The organism is Streptomyces sp. NPDC049597, from assembly GCF_040675505.1.
Lineage (GTDB): Bacteria > Actinomycetota > Actinomycetes > Streptomycetales > Streptomycetaceae > Streptomyces.
This window is the reverse complement of sequence record NZ_JBFAOY010000005.1, coordinates 69,969-95,042: the sequence shown is the minus strand read 5'-3', so window position 1 is coordinate 95,042 and position 25,074 is coordinate 69,969. Positions and strand designations below refer to the sequence as shown.

Here is a 25,074-nt window from a genome sequence, read left to right as displayed (position 1 = left end):
CGGTTCACGCCCCCGACACGCCGCGGCAACATGATCAACATCCGCATGACCGTCACTGTGAGTAACGAAGATCGTGTCCGGAATTCGGTTTCCCCCTCACGCACCTCCACGACCCCGTTCTCCCGGTAACCCGAGCAAAGTCCCCACGAGTGTCAGCACCAAGAACTATCGAAGCCCCTTAGCGGAACTGCAGATTCTCACCATGTGGGCATTCCGTGCCGTATCCAAAAGCCCGATCTGTCCATACTCCCCCCACACATCTTTGGCCTTGGCATAACAAGAGCGTCACATCCTGAGTTCCCGTCTCCCGGGCCCCCCCACCTCCGCCTAGAGTCACCGCCAGTCACCGCGCCGAAGGGCGCGCCTTCAGAAGGCCGTGGATCCCCCAGTACGGCCCGGCGACGAAACGGCACCTCAGCAGAGGGGGCCGCGCCAGGGAAAGGATTAATCGTGCGACACCGTTCCTTGCTCATCCTCACCACCGTGGTCACCACGGGAGCGCTCACCCTCTCCGCCTGCGGCTCGCGCGACGACAGCAAGGGTGGCGGCAACGAGAGCGGCGGCAAGACCACCGTCGTCATCGGTGTGGATGCGCCGCTCACCGGCTCCCTGTCGGCGCTCGGTCAGGGCATCAAGAACTCCGTGGACCTCGCGGCCAAGACCGCCAACAAGAACAACGAGGTCCCGGGCGTCGAGTTCAAGATCGAGGCCCTCGACGACCAGGCCGTCCCGGCCTCCGGTCAGGCCAACGCCACCAAACTGGTCGGCAACAAGGACGTCCTCGGCGTCGTGGGCCCGCTGAACTCCGGCGTGTCCCAGTCGATGCAGGGTGTGTTCAACTCCGCGAACCTGACCCAGGTCTCCCCGGCCAACACCAACCCGGCGCTGAGCCAGGGCGACAACTGGGGCAAGGGCGAGAAGAAGCGGCCGTTCGCCACCTACTTCCGTACCGCCACCACGGACGTCATCCAGGGCAAGTTCGCCGCCCAGTACCTGTACAACGACGCCAAGAAGAAGAAGGTCTTCGTCGTCGACGACAAGCAGACCTACGGCGCCGGCCTGGCCGCCATCTTCTCCGAGGAGTTCAAGCGCCTCGGCGGCACCATCGCGGGCACCGACCACGTCACGGTGAAGGAGACCGACTTCTCCTCCACCGCCGACAAGGTCAAGGCCTCCGGCGCCGACTCCGTCTACTTCGGCGGCCAGTACCCCGAGGGCGGTCTGCTCTCCGACCAGGTCAAGAAGGCCGGAGCCAAGATCCCGACCATGGGTGGCGACGGCATCTACGACCCGGCGTTCATCGCGGCCTCCGGCACGGCGAACGACGGCGACCTCGCGACCTCCGTGGGCTTCCCGGTCGAGAAGCTCCCGACGGCCAAGAAGTTCATCGAGGACTACAACGCCGGCGGCTACAAGGACCCGTACGCGGCCTACGGCGGCTACTCCTACGACGCCGCGTGGAGCATCATCCAGGCGGTCAAGGCCGTCGTCGCGGCCAACGACGGCAAGGTGCCGGCGGACGCCCGCAAGCAGGTCACCGAGGCCATGTCCAAGGTCTCGTTCGACGGTGTGACCGGCAAGGTCTCGTTCGACGAGTTCGGCGACACCACCAACAAGCAGCTCACCGTCTACTCGGTCAAGGGCGGCAAGTGGACCGACGTCAAGTCCGCGACCTTCGAGGACTGACCGAGTACTGCCCCCCGGGCGGACCGGCAGCGCGCCGCTCCGCCAGCCCCCCACCGAATTGAACACAGCCGCGCGAGGGCGCAAACAGCGCCCTCGCGCGGACTCATATCCGACACGCTCATCGGAGGCCCTGCGGTGAACGAACTGCCGCAACAGCTGGCCAACGGCCTTGCCCTCGGCGCCCTTTATGGTCTGATCGCCATCGGGTACACCATGGTCTACGGCATCGTCCAGCTCATCAACTTCGCCCACGGCGAGATCTTCATGATCGGGGGCTTCGGCGCCCTCACCACCTACATCTGGCTCCCCAGCGGAACGAGCCTGCTGGTGGCGATACCGCTCATGATCATCGGCGGCGCCCTAGCCTCCGTCGCCGTCGCCACGGCCGCGGAGCGCTTCGCCTACCGGCCGCTCCGCAACGCCCCACGGCTCGCCCCCCTCATCACCGCGATCGGCCTGTCGATCGCGCTCCAGCAGCTGATCTGGGGCTTCTACCCGGACGCCAAGGAAGCCCGCAGCTTCCCGGAGTTCACCGGGGAATCCTTCAAGATCTTCGACAACCTCGCCATCCAGCGCGCCGACGCCTTCGTGCTGGTCCTCGCGCCGCTGTGCATGCTCGGCCTCGGCCTCTTCGTCTCCAAGAGCCGCAGCGGACGCGCCATGCAGGCCACCGCCCAGGACCCCGACACGGCGAAGCTGATGGGCATCAACACCGACCGCATCATCGTGATGGCGTTCGCCATCGGCGCCGCGTTCGCCGCGGTGGCGGCGGTCGCCTACGGCCTCGACCGGGGCCAGATCAACTTCGAGATGGGCTTCATCCTCGGTCTCAAGGCGTTCACCGCCGCCGTCCTCGGCGGCATCGGCAACATCTACGGCGCCATGGTGGGCGGCGTGGTGCTCGGCCTCGCCGAGGCGCTGTCGATCGCCTACATCGAGGAAATCCCCGGCATGCAGCAGCTCGGCGGTGGCGCCTGGTCCAACGTCTGGGCTTTCGTACTCCTCATCGTCGTGCTCCTCGTCAGGCCCCAGGGTCTGCTCGGTGAGCGCGTCGCGGATCGGGCGTGAGAGCGATGACCACGAACACCACCACTGAGACGACCCCGGTCATCCCTCTGTCCGCGCCCGTCGCACGCGCGGTCACTGTTGCCGGCGCGGTTGCCACCATCGCCTCCACCTTTCTGGCGTGGACCTGGACCGCCGAGTTCCCCGGCGATCTCACCGTCACTGGATACCCCGGGGGCCTGCAGGTACTGACGCTCGTCAGCGGAATCCTCGCCCTGCTGTTCACCGTCGCCGGTTACGGCGTACGGGGCCTCGGCTGGCTCAATCCGTCGGGTAGCAACAACTCCGTCGCGTTCCTCGCCATCGGCTCACTGGTCACCACCTGGTACACCGTGATCGCGATCGCCGTCGAACTCGGAGGCGTCGTCAACCTGGAACCGGGCGGATATGTCGCCGCGGTCGCCACTCTGATCATGCTCGCCGGCGCGCTTGGCCTTCCGCTCGACCGACGCACCAAGCAGTCGCTCCGCCCGCTGCGCCGACGGACCGTGATCCTCCTCGTCCTCCTCGGCGTCGGGGTCTTGGCCTTGATCTACCAGGTCTACCGCTGGCTGAGGCTGGGCAAGATCGACCGCCCGCTGTCCAAGGCCAAGGAGCTGCCCTCCTGGGCCGAGATCCTGGTCATCGTCGCCGCGTTCGCGGTCGGGCTGTACGTCATCACCTACGGCATCGACACCGAGTACGCCGAGCTCTTCACCGGCTACCTGATCACCGTCGGGTTCGCCGTCGCCGCGCTCTTCAAGGCCGGTCTCGTCGCCCGGCTCTCGGCGATCACGGCCAAGTACCGCCAGGTCACGGTGATCGCCGCCTTCGTCGCCGCCGCGGCCTTCCCCTTCACCCAGAGCACCGACCAGTACACGCTCGTCGCGGTCAACATCCTCATCTTCGCGACCGTGGCGCTCGGACTGAACGTCGTCGTCGGCCTCGCCGGCCTGCTCGACCTCGGATACGTCGCCTTCCTCGGCGTGGGCGCCTACACCGCCGCCCTCGTCTCCGGATCCACGGCCTCCGCCTTCGACGTGCACTTCCCCTTCTGGGCGGCCGTCCTCACCGGCGCCGTCGTGTCGCTGATCTTCGGTGTCGTCATCGGTGCCCCGACCCTGCGGCTGCGCGGCGACTACCTCGCCATCGTGACGCTCGGATTCGGTGAGATCTTCCGCATCGTCATGCTGAACCTCGACGGCACCTCCGGCCCGCAGATCACCAACGGCCCCAACGGCATCCCGAACATCCCGGACCTGGAGTTCTTCGGGTTCAACTTCGGGGAGGCCCACACCGTGTTCGGGTTCGAACTCGGCGCCTACGCCAACTACTACCTGCTGATGCTGCTGGCGACGGTCCTCGTGGTCCTCGTCTTCCGCCGTGCCGGCAGCTCCCGCATCGGCCGTGCCTGGGTCGCCATCCGCGAGGACGAGACCGCCGCCACCGCCATGGGCATCAACGGCTTCCGCGTCAAGCTCATCGCCTTCGCGCTCGGCGCCACGCTCGCCGGCCTCGCCGGCACCGTGCAGGCACACGTCCAGCACACCGTGGTCCCCGAGATGTACCAGTTCGCCGGCCCCGTGCCGCCGAACTCGGCCTTCCTGCTGGCCGCCGTCATCCTCGGCGGCATGGGCACCATCAGCGGACCGCTGCTGGGCGCCACGCTGCTCTACATGATCCCGGCCAAGCTGCAGTTCCTCCAGGACTACCAGCTCCTCGGCTTCGGCATCGCCCTCATCCTGCTGATGCGCTTCCGCCCGGAGGGCCTCATCGCCAACCGGCGCGCCCAGCTCGAGTACCACGAGACCGATCAACTCGACGTCCCGGACAAGGGACTCCCCGACTCCGGCGTCGGCGTCGCCAAGGCGGGGGCGTGAAAGACATGACGACCACCAACACCACCACCACGACGCAGACGGTCCTCGAGGCCAGCGGTGTCACCATGCGCTTCGGCGGCCTCACCGCCGTCAAGTCCGTGGACCTGACCGTCCGTTCGGGCGAGATCGTCGGACTCATCGGCCCCAACGGCGCCGGCAAGACGACGTTCTTCAACTGCCTGACCGGCCTGTACATCCCGACCGAGGGCACGGTCTCCTACAAGGGCACCGTCCTGCCGCCCAAGCCGCACCTGGTCACCAAGGCGGGCATCGCCCGTACCTTCCAGAACATCCGGCTGTTCGCCAACATGACCGTCCTGGAGAACGTCCTGGTCGGCCGGCACACCCGGACCAAGGAGGGTCTCTGGTCCGCCCTCCTGCGCGGACCGGGCTTCAAGAAGGCGGAGGCCGCGTCCCACGCGCGGGCCATGGAGCTCCTGGAGTTCATCGGCCTGGAGCACAAGGCCGACCACCTCGCCCGCAACCTGCCCTACGGCGAGCAGCGCAAGCTGGAGATCGCCCGCGCGCTCGCGAGCGACCCCGGTCTGCTGCTCCTCGACGAGCCCACCGCGGGAATGAACCCCCAGGAGACCCGGGCGGCCGAGGAACTCATCTTCGCCATCCGGGACATGGGCATCGCCGTGCTCGTCATCGAGCACGACATGCGCTTCATCTTCAACCTCTGCGACCGCGTCGCGTGTCTCGTCCAGGGCGAGAAGCTCATCGAGGGCACGCCGGCCGTCGTCCAGGGCGACGAGCGCGTCGTGGCGGCGTACCTCGGTACGCCGTTCGAGGGCGAGCCCGGTGAGGCGGAAGCGGCCGAGGTCGCCGCCGCCGAGGCGGAGGCCAGGCCGGCGGCTGACGCCGCCGCGGCCGATGCGCAGGACGACCCGGAGCCCGCGTCGGACGAACCCGGCACGGACGACACCGCGCCGGACGCGTCCGCCGACGACACGTCCGCCGACGGCGGCGACTCCCCCACCGCTCCCGCGGACGACGAAACACGCACCACCGGCAAGGAAGGAGAGGCGAAGTGACCGCACTCCTCGAAGTCGAGGACCTGAGGGTCGCCTACGGCAAGATCGAGGCCGTCAAGGGCATCTCCTTCTCCGTCGAGACCGGCCAGGTCGTCACTCTCATCGGCACCAACGGCGCCGGCAAGACCACGACCCTGCGCACGCTGTCCGGACTGCTCAAGCCGTCCGGAGGAAAGATCATGTTCGACGGGAAGCCGCTCAGCGGCATCCCCGCGCACAAGATCGTGTCGCTGGGCCTGGCCCACTCCCCCGAGGGGCGGCACATCTTCCCCCGCCTCACCATCGCCGAGAACCTCCACCTCGGAGCGTTCCTGCGGAGCGACAAGGAGGGGATCGAGAGGGACATCCAGCGTGCCTACGATCTCTTCCCGATCCTCGGCGAGCGCCGCAAGCAGGCGGCGGGGACGCTGTCCGGCGGTGAGCAGCAGATGCTCGCCATGGGACGCGCGCTGATGTCGCAGCCCAAGCTGCTCATGCTCGACGAGCCCTCCATGGGCCTCTCCCCGATCATGATGCAGAAGATCATGGCGACCATCTCGGAGCTGAAGGCCCAGGGCACGACGATCCTCCTCGTCGAGCAGAACGCCCAGGCCGCGCTGTCCCTGGCCGACCGGGCCTACGTGATGGAGGTCGGCAAGGTCGTGCTGTCCGGCACCGGTCAGGATCTGCTCCACGACGAGTCGGTACGCAAGGCCTACCTCGGCGAGGACTGACCCCCGGCAGACGGAAGGGCCCGCACCCCGAAGGGGGTGCGGGCCCTTCCCGCGTCCGCGGGCTACTGCCCCTTGGCCGCCTTCTTCTCCTCGGCGTCCTCGATGACCGCCTCCGCGACCTGCTGCATCGACAGGCGCCGGTCCATCGACGTCTTCTGGATCCAGCGGAACGCGGCGGGCTCCGTCAGCCCGTACTGCGTCTGCAGGATGCTCTTGGCCCGGTCGACCAGCTTGCGTGTCTCCAGGCGCTGGGAGAGGTCGGCGACCTCCTTCTCCAGGGCCTTCAGCTCCGTGAAACGGGAGACAGCCATCTCGATCGCCGGCACGACGTCGCTCTTGCTGAACGGCTTGACGAGGTACGCCATGGCACCGGCGTCGCGCGCCCGCTCGACGAGGTCGCGCTGCGAGAAGGCGGTGAGCATCAGGACCGGCGCGATGGACTCCTCCGCGATCTTCTCGGCCGCCGAGATCCCGTCGAGGACCGGCATCTTCACATCGAGGATCACGAGATCCGGGCGGTGCTCCCGGGCCAGCTCGACGGCTCGCTGGCCGTCGCCGGCCTCGCCGACGACCGCGTACCCCTCTTCCTCGAGCATCTCTTTGAGGTCGAGCCGGATGAGGGCCTCGTCCTCGGCGATGACGACGCGGGTCGTCAGCGGCGGTACGTGCGACTTGTCGTCGTCATCGGCGATCGGCTGGGGCGACTCGGGGGCGGTCACGGGACTCCTCGTTCCAAGGCAGGGTGCTCCCCATGAGCCTACCCAGCTCCTGTATGGTTGGGGCACGAAGGGTTTGCGTAATCCTTTATTTCCAAGGGCGCCCCGGTAGCCCAGCGGTAGAGGCAATGGTCTCAAACACCATCCAGCGTCGGTTCGAATCCGACCCGGGGTACTTTCCCTCATATTCCAAGGTCGCAACACGAGGCCCCTCCCCGGAGGGGCCTTCTCCGTCTCGTCACGCCGCGCTGTCGCCGATGTGGTGCACGCGGACCAGGTTCGTCGAGCCCGGGACGCCCGGCGGGGAGCCGGCCGTGATGACCACGATGTCCCCCTTCTGGCAGCGGCCGATCCTCAGCAGCTCCTCGTCCACCTGCGTCACCATCGCGTCGGTCGACTCCACGTGCGGGCCGAGGAACGTCTCCACGCCCCATGTGAGGGTGAGTTGCGAGCGCGTGGAGGGGTCCGGGGTGAACGCGAGGAGCGGGATCGGGGAGCGGTAGCGCGACAGGCGGCGGACCGTGTCGCCGGACTGGGTGAAGGCGACGAGGAACTTGGCGCCGAGGAAGTCGCCCATCTCGGCGGCCGCGCGGGCGACGGCGCCGCCCTGGGTGCGGGGCTTGTTGCGTTCGGTCAGGGGCGACAGGCCCGTGGCGAGGACGTCCTGCTCGGCCGCCTCGACGATCCGGCTCATGGTCCTGACCGTCTCGACGGGGTACTTGCCGACGCTGGTCTCGCCCGAGAGCATCACGGCGTCGGTGCCGTCCATGACGGCGTTGGCGACGTCGGAGGCCTCGGCGCGGGTGGGACGGCTGTTGTCGATCATCGAGTCGAGCATCTGGGTGGCGACGATGACCGGCTTGGCGTTGCGCTTGGCGAGCTTGACGGCCCTCTTCTGGACGATGGGCACCTGCTCCAGCGGCATTTCGACGCCGAGGTCGCCGCGGGCGACCATGATGCCGTCGAAGGCGGCGACGATGTCGTCGATGTTCTCCACGGCCTGGGGCTTCTCGACCTTGGCGATGACCGGGATGCGCCGGCCCTCCTCCGCCATGACGCGGTGGACGTCGTCGATGTCGCGGCCGCTGCGGACGAAGGAGAGGGCGATGACGTCCGCGCCGATGCGCAGGGCCCAGCGCAGGTCCTCGACGTCCTTCTCGGAGAGCGCGGGGACGGAGACGGCGACCCCGGGGAGGTTGAGCCCCTTGTGGTCGGAGACCATGCCGCCTTCGGCGACGACGGTGTGCACGCGGGGGCCGTCGATCCCGGTGACCTCGAGGGCGACCTTGCCGTCGTCGACGAGGATGCGCTCGCCGCGCGTGACGTCCGCGGCCAGTCCTTTGTAGGTGGTTCCGCAGATGTGGCGGTCGCCCTCTACGTCCTCGACGGTGATCGTGAATTCGTCGCCGCGTTCCAGCAGTACGGGGCCTTCCCGGAAACGTCCGAGACGGATCTTCGGACCTTGAAGGTCGGCGAGGACTCCCACGCTGCGGCAGGTCTCGTCGGAGGCCTTTCGTACATGTGCGTAACGTTCTTCGTGGTCCGCGTAGGTGCCGTGACTGAGGTTGAAGCGGGCGACGTCCATTCCGGCTTCGACCAGTGCCTTGATCTGGTCGTACGTGTCGGTGGCGGGCCCCAGGGTACAGACGATCTTTGCTCGGCGCATGGTCCGAGCCTATGACTTACCGACCGGTAGAGAATTGGCCGGGCATGACTGTTCAACAACCTTTGCGTGAAGCCTTGTTGACAAGCGTTGAATTGTGCACAGGGGTGCTCCGATGAGCGCTCGCCACTTCATGAAAACGCGCTCGTCTAGAACTGCGGCGGGGTCATGGTGAAACGCGCGTTCACCTGTGCGATCACCGTCTGGCGCTGCGGTTCGAGATCCAGCGCGGGCGCCATTTCGGTCTCGGCCGACGCGAATGCCGCCCGCATTCCGCCGGGCGCGGCCGGCATGCCGTACGGCGCGGGGTTCTCCGCGCCGATGTCGGCGAGTTCCACCAGGGCGGAGAGCCGGCTGCCGAGCGCCTCTGCGTACTCGCGGGCGCGTCGCACCGCGTCCCGTACCGCCTCGCGGCGGGCCTCGCCGTGGGCGGGCGAGTCGGGGCGCAGCGACCACCAGGGGCCGCTGACCCGGGTGAGCTCCAGATCGGCGAGGCGGGTGGTGAGTTCGCCGAGGGCGGTGAAGTCGGTGAGCGTGGCGGTGATGTACACGCCGCCGAGATAGGCGCGGACCTTCTCGCCGCGGCCGTGCTGGGTGAGTTCGGGGCTGATGGAGAAGGCGCCGGTGGCCAGTTTCTCGACGGCGTCGCCGTAGGACTTGATCAGTTCGAGCACGGCGTTGTTGCGCCGGGTCAGGTCCTCCAGGGCGGCGCGCCGGTCCTTGCCGCGGGCGCTGACCTGGACGCCGATCCTGGCGATCTCGGGGTCGAACTCGAGCCTGGCCTCGCCGCGCACGGCGACCCTCGGCGCCTCGGGTGTGCCGTACGGGACTGCGCTGTCGCCGGTCATGGGGTCCTCCTCACTGTTGTGGTCGAACCCTTTCGCACGGGGCGGTCCTGCGCCAGAATCTACGCGCGTTGTGCACATGATCGAGGGAGACGAAATGCCGCTGAACCGTAGGACGTTCCTGGAGCGGTCGGCCGCCGCCGGGGCCGGTGTGGCGATCGCCGGCAGCGCCGCGGCACCCGCCGCGGCCGACGAGCCGGAAGGTGGGTACGGCCACGGACGTCCGCCGAAGCGGTACTCGTTCACCGTCATGGGGACGACGGACCTGCACGGCAATGTCTTCAACTGGGACTACTTCACCGACAAGGAGTTCGACGACAAGGCGCGCAACGACGTGGGCCTGGCGAAGATCTCGACGCTGGTCAACCGCGTCCGCGAGGAGAGGGGGCGCCGCAACACGCTCCTGATAGACGCCGGCGACACCATTCAGGGCACCCAGTTGTCGTACTACTACGCCAAGGTCGACCCGATCACCGCCGAGAGCGGCCCGGTGCACCCGATGGCGCAGGCGATGAACGCCATCGGCTACGACGCCGCGGCGCTCGGCAACCACGAGTTCAACTACGGCATCCCGGTGCTGCGGAAGTTCGAGGAGCAGTGCGACTTCCCCCTGCTGGGTGCGAACGCGCTGGACGCGAAGACGCTGCGTCCGGCGTTCCCGCCGTACAGCATGCACCGGCTGCGCACCCCGCACGGCCGTGACGTGCGTGTCGCGGTCCTCGGGCTCACCAACCCCGGCATCGCGATCTGGGACAAGCAGAACGTGAGCGGGAAGATGGTCTTCCCCGGCCTGGAGGAGCAGGCGGCGAAGTGGGTGCCGAAGCTCCGGTCGATGGGCGCCGACGTCGTCGTCGTCTCCGCGCACTCGGGCTCCAGCGGCACCTCCTCGTACGGTGACCAGCTGCCGTACATCGAGAACGCGGCGGGTCTGGTCGCCGAGCAGGTGCCGGGCATCGACGCGATCCTGGTCGGTCACGCGCACACGGAGATAGCCGAGCACTTCGTCGCCAACAAGGAGACCGGCAAGCAGGTCGTGCTCTCGGAGCCGCTGAAGTGGGGCCAGCGGCTCACCCTGTTCGACTTCGACCTGGTGTGGGAGAAGGGCCGCTGGACCGTCGAGAAGGTGGGCGCGCAGGTCCTGAACTCGAACACGGTCGACGAGGACGAGGAGATCACCCGGCTGCTCGGTGACGAGCACAAGAAGGTGGTCGCGTACGTCAACCAGGTCATCGGCACGTCCACCGTCGCGATGTCGACGGCCCAGGCGCCCTGGAAGGACGAGCCGATCATCGACCTGATCAACCAGGTGCAGGCCGAGACGGTGAAGGCGGCCCTGGCGGGCGGCGAGTGGGCGGCGCTGCCGGTGCTGTCGCAGGCGTCGTGCTTCTCCCGTACGGCCGCCATCCCGGCCGGGGACGTGACGATCCGGGACGCGGCCGGGCTCTACCCGTTCGAGAACACCCTCGAGGCCAGGTTGATGACGGGTGCGCAGCTGAAGGAGTATCTGGAGTTCTCCGCGCGCTACTACGTGCAGACCCCTGCGGGTGCTCCGGTCGACACGTCGAAGCTGACGAACGCGGGCGGCACGCCGGACTACAACTACGACGCCCTCTCGGGCGTGACGTACGAGATCGACATCGCGAAGCCGGCCGGCTCGCGGATCGTGAACCTGTCCTTCGAGGGCCGTCCGATCGACCCGGCGGCCCGATTCGTCCTGGCCGTCAACAACTACCGGGCGAGCGGCGGCGGCAACTTCCCGCACATCGCCCGCGCCCAGCAGCTGTGGGCGAACTCCGAAGAGATCAGGAACACGATCATCTCCTGGGTGCAGGCGAAGGGCACGGTCGACCCGGCGTCGTTCGCCTCGGTGGGCTGGAGGCTGACGCGGGACGGCGCGCCGGTCTTCTAGCCGCTTCCACACGGGAGGGGAGCCGCGAGGCGCTCAGCGTCCCTGGAACACGGCAGTCGGCTGCGGCTGCTGGCCGGGGATGCCGGGCGCCTCGCGCAGTTCGAGGCCGAAGCTGGTGAAGGCGGTGCGGCGGGGCAGGGGGTAGGGCTCCTTGCCGGTGAGCGAGTTGAGGATGGACGCGCTCCGCCAGGCGGCGAGGCCGAGGTCGGGGGCGCCGACGCCGTGGGTGTGGCGCTCGGCGTTCTGCACGTAGACCGTTCCCGTGACGGAGGGGTCGAGCTTCATCCGGTACTGCTCGTCGACGACGGGGCGGCCGGCGCTGTCGCGGCGCATGTACCGGTCGAGACCGGCGAGCAGCCGGTCCAGCGGCCGTTCGCGGTAGCCGGTGGCAAGGACGACGGCGTCGGTGGTGAGCCGGGAGCGGGTGCCCTGCTGGACGTGCTCCAGATGCAGTTCGATCCTCGTGGCGGCGACCCGGCCGGCGGTGCGGACGGCGACACCGGGCGTCAGGACGGTGTCGGGCCAGCCGCCGTGCAGGGTGCGGCGGTAGAGCTCCTCGTGGACGGCGGCGATGGTGTCGGCGTCGATGCCCTTGTGGAGCTGCCACTGGCGCGGGACGAGGTCGTTGCGGACCTGCTCGGGCAGGGCGTGGAAGTAGCGCGTGTAGTCGGGCGTGAAGTGTTCCAGACCGAGCCTGGAGTACTCCATGGGCGCGAACGCCTCGGTGCGGGCCAGCCAGTGGATCCTCTCGGCACCGGCGGGCCTGGCGCGCAGCAGGTCGAGGAAGACCTCGGCCCCGGACTGGCCCGAGCCGATGACGGTGACGTGCTCGGCGGCGATCAGCGCGTCGCGGTGGTCGAGGTAGTCGGCGGAGTGGATGACGGGCACACCCGGCGCGTCGGCGAGGGGCCGCAGCGGTTCGGGGACGTACGGCTCGGTGCCGATGCCGAGCGCGACGGCACGCGTGTACGCGCGGCCGAGGGCCTCGGCCTCGCCGTCGGCGTCGAGCTGGGTGAAGTCCACCTCGAACAGGCCGCGTCGGGGGTTCCAGCGGACGGCGTCGACCTGGTGGCCGAAGTGGAGTCCGGGCAGGCTGTCGCCGACCCAGCGGCAGTACGCGTCGTACTCGGCGCGCTGGATGTGGAACTTCTCGGCGAAGTAGAACGGGAAGAGCCGCTCGCGTGTGCGCAGGTAGCTGAGGAACGACCAGGGGCTCGCCGGGTCGGCGAGCGTGACCAGGTCGGCGAGGAACGGGACCTGGAGCGTGGCGCCCTCGATGAGCAGGCCGGGGTGCCAGTGGAAGGCGGGCCGCTGCTCGTAGAAGGCGGTGGCGAGGCCGCCGGGTACGCCGTGGGCGAGCGCGGCGAGGGAGAGGTTGAAGGGGCCGATGCCGACGCCCACGAGGTCGTGCGGGCGGTCGAGGGCGGCCGCCGCCGTGGCGGCCTCGGGAGCGGGCGTGACGGTCATCGGGGGGTGCTGCCTTCCACGAGTGCGAGCAGGGCGTGCAGGTGGGCGGGGGTGGCGTGCGGGTTGAGCAGGGTCGCCTTGAGCCAGACGCGGCCGTCGGCGCGGGCCCGGCCGAGGACGGCGCGGCCGCCGGCGAGGAGGGTGCGGCGGATCCCGGCGGTCTGCTCGTCGGTGGCGCCGACGGGGCGGAACAGGACGGTCGACAGGGTGGGCCGCTCGTACAGCTCCAGACCGGGATGTTTCTCGACCAGGTCGGCGAGGTCCTGCGCGGCGGCGCAGACCCGGTCCACGAGTGCGCCGAGCCCGGTGCGCCCGAGGGCCCTGAGAGTGACGGCGATCTTGAGGACGTCGGGGCGCCGGGTGGTGCGCGGGGAGCGGCCGAGGAGATCGGGCAGGCCGGCGTCCGTGTCGTCCTCGGCGTTGAGGTACTCGGCGGTGTGTGCGAGGGGGGCGAGGCGGGCCGTGTCGGACACCGCGACGAGTCCGGCCGCGACGGGCTGCCAGCCGAGTTTGTGCAGGTCGAGGGTGACGGAGTGGGCGCGGTCCAGGCCCGCGAGGAGAGGACGCAGGGTCCGGCTGAACAGCAGGGGCCCGCCGTAGGCCGCGTCGACGTGCAGCTCGGCGCGGTGGCGTGCCGTCACGTCGGCGATCTCCGGGAGCGGGTCGATGCGGCCGGTGTCGGTGGTGCCCGCGGTGGCGACGACCAGGACGGGACCGGGCAGCTCGGTGAGGGCGGCGTCCAGGGCGGCGGTGTCGTGGACGGGGACGGTGAGCGGGCCGGGCAGGCCCAGCAGCCAGGCGGCGCGGCGCACGGAGTGGTGCGTGGAGTCGGCGCAGACGACCCGGACCGGCCTGCTGTGGCGTTCGCGGGCGAGGAGGAGGGCGAGCTGGTTGGACTCGGTGCCGCCGGTGGTGACGAGGGCGTCGGGGGCGGGGGCGTGCGGGTAGACCTCGGCGGCGAGGGCCCGGGTGACGGCGCTCTCCAGCGCGGAGGCGGCCGGTGCCTGGTCCCAGGAGTCCATCGACGGGTTGAGCGCGCAGGCCGCGAGGTCGGCGGCGACGGCGAGCGCGAGGGGCGGGGTGTGGAGGTGGGCCGCGCACAGGGGGTCGGCGGGGTCGGCCGAACCGCGGGCGACGGCGCGGACGAGGGCGTGGAGGGCCTCTTCGGGGCCCCGGCCCTGGTCGGGGAGGGCGTCTTGGAGCGCGTCGCGGACGTGCTCGGCGACGGCGTCCGGACCGCCGCCGGGCAGCGGCCCGCCGCGCGCCTCGGCGCCCTCCCGGAGGGCGGCGAGCACGACGCCGACCAGCGGCCGCAGGGCGTCGGGTCCGGCGGGCCCGCCGGCGAGGGGCGGGAGCGGCGGGGTGGGCATGCGGGGTCCTTCGCGGCGGATCGGGGCGGGTGGGGGCGCGTACTGCCCTTGGGGTCAACGATCCGAAGCGGAAGGGGTATTGGGTGGGGCGGAGGCGGGCGGCGGGGGGCGCCTGCGGGGGGCTGTTCCCCCGCCCGGCCTCCCCCTACGGCCCGGTGTCCATGGGCGGCACCCCCGTCCCGAACCCGGGGGCTCCGCCCCGGACCCCATGGCTCTGCGCCGTGGCGTGCGCGGGTGCTCCGGGGCTCCGCCTCGGACCGGTACCGCGCTTCGCGCGGTGTCCTCGCACGCCCCTACGGCCCGGCGGTCGCGGCTCCGCCCCGGACCCGTCCGCGCTTCGCGCGGTGCTCGCACGCCCCTACGGCACGGCGGCCGTGGCGGCCTCCCGGGCCGGGGACAGGCCCCCGCCCCCGACACCCTCCGCGCTCCGAACCCCGTCCTCACGCCCCCCTACAGCCCGGCGGCCGTCGCGGCCCCCGGACCGGGGACAAGACCCCCGCCCCCGACACCCTCCGCGCTCCGAACCCGTCCTCGCGCTTACGGCCCGGTGACCATGGGCGGCACCCCGCCCGTGGCCAGGGGCAGACCCAGACCTCCGAACCGCGCCACGCGCCGTGCCCGCGCACTCCACCGGCACCCGGCGGCCAATGGACCGCACCCCACCCCGAACCGAGGACGAGCCCCCGAACCTCGCTGCGCGCCGCGCCTTCAACGGGTCCCGTGCGCGGCGGTCGAGCAGAGCTCGTGGCGTGGGAGTCATGGGCCCGGGCGCACCCGGGCCGCCCGTTATGCGCCGCGGATGCGGAGGGCTCGCTTCAGGTCGTCGAGCTGGTCCACCAGCTTGCGGCGGAGCGCCGGGATCGGGGACGCCTCGCGCAGGCAGGCCTCGCCCAGGGCCAGCGCCTCCGCGTCCACCGCGTGGAGCGGGAAGGCGTACCGGCCCGCGGCCTCCGCGATCGCCGGGCCCCGGCGGGCCGCGAGGGCCACCGCGTCGGGGTAGTAGCGGGGGACGTACTCCCTTACGAGTGCGGCCTGTTCGGGCTGCCAGAAGCCCTGGGCCGTCGCTGTGAACAGATAGTTCGACAGGTCGTCCGACGTGAACAGCCGGGACCAGGCCGCCGCCTTCGCCTCCGCCGTCGGCAGGGCCGCGTGGCAGCGGGCCGCACCCTCCTGGCCCGTCGCGCTCGGGTCGCGGTCCAGTTCGGCCGCGATCTCCTTCTCGCCGACCGCGCCGAGGACGGCGAGGCGGGTGAGGATGCGCCAGCGCAGCTCGGGGTCGAGTTCGGGGCCGCCGGGGACGCTGCCGTCGGCGAGCCACTCCTGGATCGACGCGGGCTGGGACGCGGCGTCGATGAAGTGGCGCACGGCGGTCAGGCGCAGGCCGGGGTCGCTGCCGTCCTCGGTGTGGCGCAGCAGGGCCCGGCAGGTGTCGGTGAGCGTGGCGAGCGCGGCGGGGCGCTGCTCCGCGGGCAGGTAGCAGTCGGCGATCTGCCCGGCGGCGAAGGCCAGCACGCCCTGGACGACGGCGAGGTCGGTCTCCCGGGGGAGGTGGGCGCGGGCGGCCTCCAGGTAGGCGGTGGGCGCCAGTTCGCCGTCGCGGACCATGTCGCGTGCCGCGTTCCACACGACGGCGCGGGTGAGCGGGTCGGGGATGCCGGAGAGGGAGCGGAGCGCGGTGGCCCAGGACGCGGTGTCGAGGCGGACCTTGGCGTAGGCGGTGTCGCCGTCGTTGAGGACGACGAGCGAGGGCCGGCGCCCGGGGCGGACGTCGTGCTCGGTGAGCGGTACGTCCACGTCGAAGCGGTCCCGCAGGACCAGGCGGCCCGGCTCGATCGGGTCGGAGTCGAAGGCGCCGACGGTGATGCGGTGGGGGCGGCTGCCGTCGCGGTCGATGCCGAGCGTCCAGCCGCCCGTGGTCTCGGTGACGGACGGGGTGAGCGTGTCGACGCCGGTGGTCCGCAGCCACACGTCGGCCCAGGCGTGCACGTCCCGGTCGGTGGCCTGCGCGAGGGAGTCGATGAAGTCGGCGAGGGTGGCGTTGCCGAACCTGTGCCGCTTGAAGTGGATGTTGATGCCGGCGAGGAACTCCTTCTCCCCCAGCCAGGCCACGAGCTGGCGCAGCGCGGAGGCCCCCTTGGCGTAGGAGATGCCGTCGAAGTTCAGCATCGCGGACGCGGTGTCGGGCACGGCGTCCGGATCGGGGGCGACGGGGTGGGTGGAGGGCCGCTGGTCGGCGTCGTAGCCCCATGCCTTGCGGGCGATGCCGAAGTCGACCCAGGTGTCCGTGAAGCGGGTGGCCTCGGTGAGCGTCTGGTAGCCCATGTACTCGGCGAAGGACTCGTTGAGCCAGATGTCGTCCCACCACCTGAGGGTGACGAGGTCGCCGAACCACATGTGGGCCATCTCGTGGGCGACGACCATGGCGCGGGTCTGGCGCTGGGTGTCGGTGACGGCGGAGCGGTAGACGAACTCGTCACGGAAGGTGACGAGACCGGGGTTCTCCATGGCGCCCGCGTTGAACTCGGGTACGAAGGCCTGGTCGTACGAGTCGAAGGGGTACGGCTCCTCGAACTTCTCGTGGTACCGGTCGTAGCACTGACGGGTGATCTCGAACAGCTCGTCCGCGTCGGCGTCGAGGTAGGCGCCGAGCGAGCGGCGCACATGGAGGCCGAAGGGCAGCCCGGCGTGCTCGGTGCGGACCGAGTGCCAGGGGCCCGCGGCCACCGCGACGAGGTAGGTGGACAGCGGGGGTGTGGGGGCACAGGTCCACCGGCCGTTGCCGTCGTGGGTCGCGATGCCGTTGCCGAGGACGGTCCAGCCCTCGGGCGCGGTGACGGTGAGGGCGAAGACGGCCTTCAGGTCGGGCTGGTCGAAGGCGGCGAAGACGCGCTGGACGTCCTCCATGAACAGCTGCGTGTAGACGTACCGCTCGCCGTCGGTGGGGTCGGTGAAGCGGTGCATGCCTTCGCCGGTGCGTGAGTAGCGCATGCTCGCCTCGACGCGCAGTTCGTGGTCCCCCGCGGCGAGCGCGGTCAGCGCGTAGCGGTTGCCGTCGAGCGCCGCGGGGTCGAGCGGCTGTCCGTCGAGGGTGAGGGAGCGCAGCTCCGCGGGCTTGAGCTCGACGAAGGTGTCCCCGGCCGCGCGCGCGGTGAAGTGGATGACGGTGCGGGAGTCGAAGGTCTCCTCGCCGGTCGTCAGATCGAGGTCGATCGTGTAGCGGTGTACGTCGATCAGCTGGGCTCGGGTCTGCGCTTCGTCGCGCGTCAGTACGGACATGGGGGCCATGCTGCCCGATGGCCCCCGGAGGGCACAGGGGGGCGTGTTCCGCTGTCAGCGCACACTGTGCGCCCCGTGCGCCGGAACACCGCGCGTCCGGGGGCGGCCCCGGGTCCTACTCCTCCTGCGCCGGCGGGGGCCCGCCCGCGATGGTCTCGTGGTGGCGGATCACTTCGGCGATGATGAAATTCAACAGTTTCTCGGCGAACGCGGGGTCCAGCTTCGCGCTCTCCGCGAGCTGGCGCAGCCGCTCGATCTGGCGGGCCTCGCGGGCCGGGTCGGCGGGCGGCAGATGGTGCTGGGCCTTGAGGTGGCCGACCTGCTGGGTGCACTTGAAGCGTTCGGCGAGCATGTGCACGACCGCCGCGTCGATGTTGTCGATGCTCTCGCGCAGGCGGGTCAGTTCGGCGCGCACGTTCTCGTCGATGTCCTTCGTGGTCATGGTCATGGAGCTTACGTCCAGGTGCCGACGATGGTCGGGGGGTGTTCAGGGTCCGGGACGCGGTTGCTCCAGCCGCCGGGGACATCGCGTCCCTGCTGTTCGCGGAAGCGGACGGGTGCGAGGCCGACCCGGCGCGTGAACAGCCGGGAGAAGTACGCCGGGTCCTCGTAGCCGACCCGGCGGGACACGGCCGCCACGGGCAGGTCGGTGGTCGCGAGGAGTTCCTTGGCGTGGCCGAGGCGGATGCCGAGGAGGTAGTCCTTCGGGCTGCATCCGGCGCTGCGGCGGACGGCGGTGCGCAGCTCGGCGGGGGTCATGCCGTGGCGGGCGGCGTGCTCGGCGACGGACAGGGGCTGGAAGGCGTCGCGGGCGAGCGCGGTGAGGACGGGGTCGCCGTCGGCGTTGGTGTCGGCGCGGGCGCGGCGCAGGGCGACGAGGAGTTCGTGGACGGCCGCTCCGGTCTCGACCTCCAGGAGCGGGTTGCCGCGGCGGGCCGCGCGGGTGATGCGCCCGACGGCGGCGCGGGCGCCCGCGACGTCGGCCAGGGGCACGACCGGCCGGTCGGGTTCGATGTAGCCGAGCTCGGTGTAGGTGGCGGTGGCGGGCCCGGTGAAGTCGACGAAGCTCTCGTCCCAGCCGGCGACGGGGTCGGGACCGTAATGGTGGGGGACGCCGGGCGTGAGCCAGATCAGGGCGGGCGCGGTGACGCCGGTGCGCCGCCCGTCGGCGTCGCGGTACCAGCCGCTGCCGGCGCTGATCACGACGGCGACGTGGTGATCGAGGGTGCGCGGGCCCACGGTGGGCAGCTGCCCGTGCTGGAGGCCGACGCCGAGGCACACGAGGCCCAGCCGGTGATGGACCGGCCTCGGGGTGAAATATCGCATCCAGGTGTGGTACATGCCGCTTTCCGCTCCCTCCCCCAGGACCCTTCCGCCGGGTCGGCCCGATCGGGACGGCGCGCCGTCCCGGCCCCAGTCCAAGACAGGCCGATCTTTGTCCATGGACCGGCCGCACGCCAGACGGCGATCGTTCCGGGATGAACGAGCGAAGGACGAACGGGAGCCCGGCGCCCGGCTTCACGGTGGGTGAGAGGGACTTCCTGCTGGACGGCCGGCCGGTGCGGCTGCTGTCGGGAGCGATGCACTACTTCCGGGTGCACGAGGGGCAGTGGGGGCACCGGCTGGCGATGCTGCGCGCGATGGGCCTCAACTGCGTCGAGACCTATGTCCCGTGGAACCTGCACGAACCGGAGCCGGGCCGCTGTGCGGACGAGGGTGCGCTCGGGCGGTTCCTGGACGCGGCCCGGGCGGCGGGCCTGTGGGCGATCGTCCGCCCCGGGCCGTACATCTGCGCCGAGTGGGAGAACGGCGGGCTGCCGCACTGGCTGACCGGGCGGCTGGGGCGCCGGGTGCGCACGTCGGACGCCGAGTACGAGCGTCATGTGGAGCGCTGGTTCACCCGGCTGCTGCCGCAGGTCGTGCAGCGCCAGCTCCCCGACGGCGGCCCCGTGGTGATGGTGCAGGTCGAGAACGAGTACGGCAGCTACGGCTCGGACGGCGACCACCTGCGGTTCCTGGTGGAACTGCTGCGCGGCCGCGGTGTGACGGTCCCGCTGTTCACGTCCGACGGTCCCGGGGACCACATGCTGACGGGCGGGTCGGTGCCGGGCGTGCTCGCGACGGTGAACTTCGGGTCGGGGGCGGCCGAGGCGTTCGCGGCACTGCGCCGCCACCGGCCGAGCGGCCCGCTGATGTGCATGGAGTTCTGGTGCGGCTGGTTCGACCACTGGGGCGAGGAGCATGTCGCCCGGGACGCCGAGGACGCGGCGGAGGCCCTGCGGGAGATCCTGGAGGCCGGCGCATCGGTGAACGTGTACATGGCGCACGGCGGGACGAACTTCGGTGGCTGGGCCGGTGCGAACCGTTCGGGACCGATGCACGACGGGGCGCTCCAGCCGACGGTGACGTCGTACGACTACGACGCACCGGTCGACGAGGCGGGCCGGCCGACGGAGAAGTTCTGGCGCTTCCGCGAGGTGCTGGCCGCGTACCACGACGGCCCGCTGCCCGACGTACCGCCGCCGCCCGCCTCCCTCGGCGCGCCCGCGCGTGCGGTCCTCGGCACGTGGGCCTCGCCCGACGACGTGCTGGACGCGCTCGGCGGCCCGGAGTGGTCGGGCCCGCTGCCGCCGACGTTCGAGGAGCTGGACGTGGACCGCGGACTGGTGCGCTACCGGTTCGACGTGCCCGGGCCGCGCGGGCCGTATCCGCTGCGGGTGTCGGGGCTGCGGGACCGCGCCGTGGCGTTGATCGACGGGGAGCCGGCCGGAGTGCTGGACGGGGAGGAGGCCCAACTGCCCGAGCCGGTGCCGGGTCCGGCCGCGGTCGAGCTGTGGGTCGAGTCCTGGGGCCGGGTGAACTACGGGCCGCGGACCGGCGAGCCGAAGGGCATCACGGGCGGGGTGCTGCACGAGCGGCAGTATCTGCACGGGGTGCGGGCACGGGGTCTGCGCCTGGACGCCTTCGAGGCGGCGGACGCGGTCGAGCGGCTGCCGTGGCGGGACGCTCCCCCAGGGCTTCGCCCGGGGGCATCCCCGGGTGAGGGGGCGAGAGGGTTGTTCCGGGGCGTCGCCGAGGTGGCGTCGCCGGGTGACGCCTGGCTCGAACTGCCCGGCTGGACAAGCGGGTTCGTGTGGGTCAACGGGTTCGGCCTCGGCCGTTACCGGTCCGGCGGTCCGCAGCAGGCGCTGCACGTCCCCGGCCCGGTGCTGCGGGAGGGCGGGAACGAGGTGTGGGTGCTGGAGCTCGAGGGCTGCGCGGCCGGCCGCGAGGTGGTGCTGCGCTGACGGCCCCGCGCCGCGGGCCGGACCCGGTCCCGGGGCACGGCCCGGGGTATGGCCGGGGCACGGCCCGGGGTACGGACGGGACGCGAGGGACGGACGGCGGCGAAGTGGGGCGGGCCCGCCGACCCGCCCCTTTCCGTGCGCTGTGCGCGATGCGCGATGCGCGTGTGCGCGAGTGCGCGATGCGCGTGTGCGCGAGTGCGCGTGTGCGCGTGTGCGCGTGTGCGGTGGGCCTACAGCGAGGCGGCCGCGGACTTGATGGCCGAGGCGAAGGTCGACACCTCGGTGTAGACACCCGGGTAGCCGGCCCTGGCGCAGCCGTAGCCCCAGCTCACGATGCCGACCTGGATCCAGGCGCCCGCGTTGTCCCGGCGGAACATCGGGCCGCCGGAGTCACCCTGGCAGGTGTCGACACCGCCCTCGTTGTAGCCGGCGCAGATCTCCTCGCCCGGGATCAGTTCGTCGTACGCCTGGCCGCACTCGGCGTCGGAGACGAACGGGACCTGCGCCTTGAGCAGGTAGCGCTGCTGCGGGCCGCCCTCGCGGGCCGCGCCCCAGCCGGCGACGGTGAACGTGCCGCTGTTGTACGCCGTCGTCTCGGCGATCTTCAGGGTCGGCAGGTTGATCGGCCGGGCGAGCTTGATCAGCGCCCAGTCCTTGCCGGAGCCGTTGTAGCCGGGGGCCTGCAGGACCTTGGTGGAGCGGACCTTGATGGCGTTGGGGCTCTGCAGGTCCACCACTCCCGCGGTCGCGGTGATGCTGGTGTTGTTGCCCGAGCCGCTCACGCAGTGGGCGGCGGTCAGGACGATGTCCTGGGTGTAGAGGGCACCGCCGCAGCCCATGGAGAGCCGGACCATGAACGGGAACTCGCCCTGCGCGGCACGGGTGCCGCCGACTACGGGCGGGGTGGCGGCGGAGGCGGAGGTGGGCTGGAGGCTGATGGCGGCGAGCATGACGGCGCCGGCGGCGGCGCATCTCTTGAGCACGCTCAGAAGCTTCAACTTACTGCCTTCCGTGGGGGGTTGGGTGTGCGCCCTGGGTCCGAGCACATGCGGCAGTACGGGGAAATGACATGCGCCCGACAAGGCGTGACCGGATTATGGGCACCGGACAGCGGGCCCCACAAGGAGTGCATTCCGGCCATTGATCCGGCCCTGGGCCCCGGGTGCGGACCCTGCCCCCGCCGTAGAGTTGAAGGCGGCCGACTGTCGTGCATGGGGGTACGGGACGTGGCGAACGGCAGCGAGGTGGTGCACGGTTTCCCGCACCTCGACACGGTGCGGTCGGCGGTCAACGCCCTGTACCGTCGGCTCTCACCCGAGGGCGTGCACTCCTACGCCCCGAGCGTGCTGCCGGCCGACGTGGCCTTCGACGACCGGGACGACCTGCATCTGGGCGCCCAGCGGGTCGCCGGCGCCCTGGTGCGGCACCTGCGGCTCCCCGATGCCCGCATGATCGTGAGCTTCCGCGAGATGCACCACGCGGCGAGCGTCGAACTGGCCGCCGGGCCCGAGTACTTCATCGAGCTGAACGACCGCTTCCGCACGCACCGGCGCGACATCGGCGCCGCCCTCGCCCACGAGATCACCCATGTGCTGCTGCACCGGCTCGGGCTCTCCTTCCCGGGGATGCGCGACAACGAGATCCTCACCGACACGGTGACCACGTACCTCGGCGCCGGCTGGCTGCTGCTGGACGCGTTCCGCGAGGACGGCGTGTCCAGCCAGAAGCTCGGCTATCTCACCCCGGAGGAGTTCGGGTACGTGCTCGCCGGCCGGGCCCTGGCGTTCGGCGAGGACCCCTCGCCGTGGTTCACCAGCGCACAGGGCTACCGCGCCTACACCGCCGGACGGGCGGAGGCCGTGCGCGACGCCCGCCGCCCGCCGCTCACCACGGCCGGCCGCCTCGCCCGCCACCGCTACGCGAAGGACCGCCGCCACGCCCTGGACGACCCTTCGCGACAGCACGCCGGAGAGGGCGGTTACATCTTCGAGCCGGCCCCCGGCGGGCTGCGGGTCTCCTTCCCGTGCACCACGTGCCACCAGCGCATCCGGGTGCCCGTCCGGGGGCGGGTACGCGCCAGGTGCGGCCTGTGCCGGACGATTCTCGAATGCGACACCTGACCCGCCCTCCGTAGGGTCGTGGTATGGACGAGAGTCACGTGGACGAGGGCCGCACGGGTGAGGCAACGGCGGACGCGAGCCGGACGGCGGACGCGCACTCCCTCTTCGCGGCGGTGTACGACGGTGCCGACGACGACGTGGTGCGCCTGCTGCGCGCCGGCGCACCGGCCGAGACCGTGGACGAGGACGGGCAGACGCCGCTGTATCTCGCGGCCGTGGAGGGCGACGCGGGCATCGTCCGGCTGCTGCTCGCGGCGGGTGCCGACCCCGACCGGGCGAGCGGCCCCGAGAGCGACGACCTGCCGCTGTGCGGGGCGGCGGTCGGCGGGCACACCGAGGTGGTGCGGGCCCTGCTGGCCGCGGGTGCCACGCCGGACCGGCGGGAACTGCTCGGCTTCACCGCGCTGATCTGGGCGGTGGCCCAGGGGCACGCCGGGACGGCGGAGGCGCTGCTCGAGCACGGCGCCGACCCCGATCTGGCCGGTCCGAGCGGTGAGCCGCCCCTGGTGGTGGCGGCCCGGCGGGGGTCGCCGTCCACGGTGCGGGCACTGCTGCGGCACGGCGCGAGCGCCCGGGCCGAGGCGCTGGCGGAGGCCCGCCGGTGGCTGACGCTGGACGTGGAGCAGCGTCTGCGGGAGGGGCTGCTGGCCCACGATCCGGGAGCGGAGACCGTCTCGCGGCGGGTCGCCGAGGACGGCGGGGCGACGGTCGTGGTGGAGGTGCTGCGCGACGGCAGGCCGGCGGCGGGTAACGAGCAGCAGACCGGGCACGGGGCCATCGCCACCGTCCTGGAGGAGGAACTCGGCATCCTCACCCCGTACGCGAGTCTCGCCGAACGGGCGCTGCGCGAGGGCGACCCGGACCGGGACGACTGGATCGAGTCGGTGACGGCGCTGTGGCGGCGCGGCGACGAGGAGACGTTCCAGGCCGCGGCCGCGTGGTGCGGGAGCGACGATCCGCTGCACCAGGCGTTCGCCGCGGACGTGCTGGGCCAGCTGGGATTCGCGTACACCGGTACGGACGGAGCCGGCGCCGGCGCTCGGGAGGACGGCGGCGACACACCCCGCTCCGGGGGCGCCCGGCAGGCGGACGGTGTCGTACGGCCGTTCGCGGCGCGGGCGTTGCCTCTGCTGCGCGAGCTGTCGCGGGAGGCGCGCGACCCCGAGCTGATCCAGGCAGCGGTCACGGCGCTCGGGCACCACGCCGACCCGTCGGCGCTGGACGACATCCTGCGGCACGCCGGGCACCCGGACGCGGCGGTGCGCCACCGGGTGGCGCTGGCGCTGTGCGGGCTGGTTCCCGGCGACCACGCCGAGGCGGTCGCGACGCTGATCGCGCTCAGCCGGGACGCGGCCCGTGAGGTCAGGGACTGGTCCACGACGGCGCTGGCCGAGCTGGACGCCGACACCCCGGAGATCCGCGAGGCACTGGCCGACCGCATCGACGACCCCGACGCGGACACCGCGGCCGAGGCGGCACACGGGCTGGCGATCCGTCAGGATCCGCGCGCAGAGGGTGCGCTGGTGAGGCTGCTGGCCGACGGGGACCCGGAGAGCGCCGCGCACGGTACGGCGGCGGACGCGGTGCGCCACATCAGGGACGACCGGCTGCGGCGGCGCCTGGAGGCGACGGTGCCACGGCGGCCGTAGGGCCTGTCGGACGCCCGCGCGGGCTCACAGCAGTCGGAGTCTGCCCGGCGCGCGTTCCTCGAAGACGTCGACGATCCAGTCGAAGACGGTGGGGCCCGCTCCGGCGCGGGCGCGCGCGAGCTGGTCGAGGATCTCGGCGCGGTTGCCGGGATGCGCGCGTCTGGCGCGCAGTCCCAGCTGCCGTACGGTCTCCTCGCGGCCCAGCGCCCGACGGGACAGCTCGTGGTTGTGCCACTCGACGACGAAGTCGCCGTCGTCGGGGGTGCCCATGCCGCCGCCGAGGCAGTCGGCGAGGGCGTCCAGGCTGCGGCCGAAGTATCCGCCGGGACCGTTCACGGCTTCGCCGATCACCGTCCAGAAGCTCTCCAGGTCGGTGACCTCCGCCCCGTCGATCACGTAAGTCGTCGTCACG

19 protein-coding genes and 1 tRNA gene are annotated in these 25,074 nt (G+C 71.5%); 10 read left to right on the top strand and 10 right to left on the bottom strand.

Annotated features, from left to right (window positions below):
* The first annotated feature begins 450 nt into the window (after nt 1-450).
* The 5 genes from AB0K02_RS08565 (at nt 451) to AB0K02_RS08545 (ending at nt 6,360) form a co-directional block, all read left to right on the top strand.
* The gene (locus tag AB0K02_RS08565; protein ID WP_365991592.1) at nt 451-1,686 is read left to right on the top strand and encodes a branched-chain amino acid ABC transporter substrate-binding protein; all 1,236 of its coding nucleotides are present in this window, start codon (nt 451-453) and stop codon (nt 1,684-1,686) included.
* A gap of 135 nt (nt 1,687-1,821) precedes the next feature.
* A complete protein-coding gene (locus AB0K02_RS08560) occupies nt 1,822-2,754 on the top strand; it encodes a branched-chain amino acid ABC transporter permease (protein WP_365991591.1) in 933 nt (310 codons plus the stop codon).
* Between the two features lie 5 nt (nt 2,755-2,759).
* Nucleotides 2,760-4,610 carry a branched-chain amino acid ABC transporter permease gene (locus AB0K02_RS08555; RefSeq protein WP_365991590.1) on the top strand — a complete coding sequence of 617 codons (1,851 nt, stop codon included), beginning with the start codon at nt 2,760-2,762 and terminating at the stop codon, nt 4,608-4,610.
* Nucleotides 4,611-4,615: 5 nt separating this feature from the next.
* A complete protein-coding gene (locus AB0K02_RS08550) occupies nt 4,616-5,647 on the top strand; it encodes an ABC transporter ATP-binding protein (protein ID WP_365991758.1) in 1,032 nt (343 codons plus the stop codon).
* Entirely contained in the window at nt 5,644-6,360 is a 717-nt protein-coding gene (locus AB0K02_RS08545; protein WP_365991589.1) for an ABC transporter ATP-binding protein, read from the top strand. The genes AB0K02_RS08550 and AB0K02_RS08545 overlap by 4 nt, the downstream gene beginning before the upstream one ends.
* A gap of 62 nt (nt 6,361-6,422) precedes the next feature.
* Here the strand turns inward: AB0K02_RS08545 and AB0K02_RS08540 are convergent, their stop codons facing one another.
* Entirely contained in the window at nt 6,423-7,079 is a 657-nt protein-coding gene (locus tag AB0K02_RS08540) for a response regulator (RefSeq protein WP_177148793.1), read from the bottom strand.
* A 99-nt stretch (nt 7,080-7,178) separates the two neighbouring features.
* On the opposite strand from AB0K02_RS08540, the gene AB0K02_RS08535 reads away from it, so the two are divergent.
* Nucleotides 7,179-7,251: transfer RNA gene (locus tag AB0K02_RS08535), tRNA-Leu, on the top strand.
* Nucleotides 7,252-7,314: 63 nt separating this feature from the next.
* Here the strand turns inward: AB0K02_RS08535 and pyk are convergent.
* The gene (pyk, locus tag AB0K02_RS08530; protein ID WP_365991588.1) at nt 7,315-8,742 is read right to left on the bottom strand and encodes a pyruvate kinase; all 1,428 of its coding nucleotides are present in this window, start codon (nt 8,740-8,742) and stop codon (nt 7,315-7,317) included.
* A gap of 146 nt (nt 8,743-8,888) precedes the next feature.
* Nucleotides 8,889-9,587, bottom strand: coding sequence for an SIMPL domain-containing protein (locus AB0K02_RS08525; protein WP_365991587.1), 699 nt, complete (start codon nt 9,585-9,587; stop codon nt 8,889-8,891).
* Nucleotides 9,588-9,681: 94 nt separating this feature from the next.
* On the opposite strand from AB0K02_RS08525, the gene AB0K02_RS08520 reads away from it, so the two are divergent.
* On the top strand, nt 9,682-11,493 hold the full coding sequence (locus tag AB0K02_RS08520) for a 5'-nucleotidase C-terminal domain-containing protein (RefSeq protein WP_365991586.1): 1,812 nt from the start codon (nt 9,682-9,684) through the stop codon (nt 11,491-11,493).
* Between the two features lie 33 nt (nt 11,494-11,526).
* Here AB0K02_RS08520 and AB0K02_RS08515 read toward each other — a convergent pair whose 3' ends face one another.
* From AB0K02_RS08515 to AB0K02_RS08495, 5 genes are all read right to left on the bottom strand, one after another.
* Nucleotides 11,527-12,960: a SidA/IucD/PvdA family monooxygenase gene (locus AB0K02_RS08515; protein ID WP_365991585.1), complete on the bottom strand. Its 1,434-nt coding sequence runs from the start codon at nt 12,958-12,960 to the stop codon at nt 11,527-11,529.
* Complete coding sequence (locus tag AB0K02_RS08510) at nt 12,957-14,330, bottom strand: aminotransferase class V-fold PLP-dependent enzyme (protein ID WP_365991584.1); 1,374 nt, start codon at nt 14,328-14,330, stop codon at nt 12,957-12,959. Before AB0K02_RS08510 ends, AB0K02_RS08515 begins: the two co-directional genes overlap by 4 nt.
* A gap of 786 nt (nt 14,331-15,116) precedes the next feature.
* On the bottom strand, nt 15,117-17,606 hold the full coding sequence (gene pepN, locus AB0K02_RS08505) for an aminopeptidase N (protein ID WP_365991583.1): 2,490 nt from the start codon (nt 17,604-17,606) through the stop codon (nt 15,117-15,119).
* 115 nt (nt 17,607-17,721) lie between these two features.
* Entirely contained in the window at nt 17,722-18,048 is a 327-nt protein-coding gene (locus tag AB0K02_RS08500; RefSeq protein WP_365991582.1) for a chorismate mutase, read from the bottom strand.
* Nucleotides 18,049-18,059: 11 nt separating this feature from the next.
* The gene (locus tag AB0K02_RS08495; RefSeq protein ID WP_365991581.1) at nt 18,060-18,947 is read right to left on the bottom strand and encodes an AraC family transcriptional regulator; all 888 of its coding nucleotides are present in this window, start codon (nt 18,945-18,947) and stop codon (nt 18,060-18,062) included.
* A 137-nt stretch (nt 18,948-19,084) separates the two neighbouring features.
* Between AB0K02_RS08495 and AB0K02_RS08490 the strand changes: the two genes are divergently transcribed.
* Nucleotides 19,085-20,893: a beta-galactosidase family protein gene (locus AB0K02_RS08490; protein WP_365991580.1), complete on the top strand. Its 1,809-nt coding sequence runs from the start codon at nt 19,085-19,087 to the stop codon at nt 20,891-20,893.
* Between the two features lie 230 nt (nt 20,894-21,123).
* Here the strand turns inward: AB0K02_RS08490 and AB0K02_RS08485 are convergent, their stop codons facing one another.
* A complete protein-coding gene (locus AB0K02_RS08485; protein WP_365991757.1) occupies nt 21,124-21,843 on the bottom strand; it encodes a serine protease in 720 nt (239 codons plus the stop codon).
* Between the two features lie 261 nt (nt 21,844-22,104).
* Between AB0K02_RS08485 and AB0K02_RS08480 the strand changes: the two genes are divergently transcribed.
* A complete protein-coding gene (locus AB0K02_RS08480) occupies nt 22,105-23,013 on the top strand; it encodes a hypothetical protein (protein ID WP_365991578.1) in 909 nt (302 codons plus the stop codon).
* A 23-nt stretch (nt 23,014-23,036) separates the two neighbouring features.
* Nucleotides 23,037-24,662 (top strand): ankyrin repeat domain-containing protein, encoded by a 1,626-nt coding sequence (locus AB0K02_RS08475; RefSeq protein WP_365991577.1) that lies wholly within the window; start codon nt 23,037-23,039, stop codon nt 24,660-24,662.
* Nucleotides 24,663-24,686: 24 nt separating this feature from the next.
* Here AB0K02_RS08475 and AB0K02_RS08470 read toward each other — a convergent pair whose 3' ends face one another.
* Nucleotides 24,687-25,073, bottom strand: coding sequence for a barstar family protein (locus AB0K02_RS08470; RefSeq protein WP_365991576.1), 387 nt, complete (start codon nt 25,071-25,073; stop codon nt 24,687-24,689).
* Nucleotide 25,074 lies beyond the last annotated feature (1 nt).

What these genes read in the sequence shown, in the direction of transcription:
- AB0K02_RS08555 (WP_365991590.1), top strand. Translation starts at nt 2,760, where the DNA reads ATGACCACGAACACCACCACTGAGACGACCCCGGTCATCCCTCTGTCC.
- AB0K02_RS08550 (WP_365991758.1), top strand. Translation starts at nt 4,616, where the DNA reads ATGACGACCACCAACACCACCACCACGACGCAGACGGTCCTCGAGGCC.
- pyk (WP_365991588.1), bottom strand. Translation starts at nt 8,742, where the DNA reads ATGCGCCGAGCAAAGATCGTCTGTACCCTGGGGCCCGCCACCGACACG.
- AB0K02_RS08525 (WP_365991587.1), bottom strand. Translation starts at nt 9,587, where the DNA reads ATGACCGGCGACAGCGCAGTCCCGTACGGCACACCCGAGGCGCCGAGG.
- AB0K02_RS08520 (WP_365991586.1), top strand. Translation starts at nt 9,682, where the DNA reads ATGCCGCTGAACCGTAGGACGTTCCTGGAGCGGTCGGCCGCCGCCGGG.
- AB0K02_RS08515 (WP_365991585.1), bottom strand. Translation starts at nt 12,960, where the DNA reads ATGACCGTCACGCCCGCTCCCGAGGCCGCCACGGCGGCGGCCGCCCTC.
- AB0K02_RS08510 (WP_365991584.1), bottom strand. Translation starts at nt 14,330, where the DNA reads ATGCCCACCCCGCCGCTCCCGCCCCTCGCCGGCGGGCCCGCCGGACCC.
- pepN (WP_365991583.1), bottom strand. Translation starts at nt 17,606, where the DNA reads ATGTCCGTACTGACGCGCGACGAAGCGCAGACCCGAGCCCAGCTGATC.
- AB0K02_RS08500 (WP_365991582.1), bottom strand. Translation starts at nt 18,048, where the DNA reads ATGACCACGAAGGACATCGACGAGAACGTGCGCGCCGAACTGACCCGC.
- AB0K02_RS08495 (WP_365991581.1), bottom strand. Translation starts at nt 18,947, where the DNA reads ATGTACCACACCTGGATGCGATATTTCACCCCGAGGCCGGTCCATCAC.
- AB0K02_RS08490 (WP_365991580.1), top strand. Translation starts at nt 19,085, where the DNA reads ATGAACGAGCGAAGGACGAACGGGAGCCCGGCGCCCGGCTTCACGGTG.
- AB0K02_RS08485 (WP_365991757.1), bottom strand. Translation starts at nt 21,843, where the DNA reads ATGCTCGCCGCCATCAGCCTCCAGCCCACCTCCGCCTCCGCCGCCACC.
- AB0K02_RS08480 (WP_365991578.1), top strand. Translation starts at nt 22,105, where the DNA reads ATGGGGGTACGGGACGTGGCGAACGGCAGCGAGGTGGTGCACGGTTTC.
- AB0K02_RS08475 (WP_365991577.1), top strand. Translation starts at nt 23,037, where the DNA reads ATGGACGAGAGTCACGTGGACGAGGGCCGCACGGGTGAGGCAACGGCG.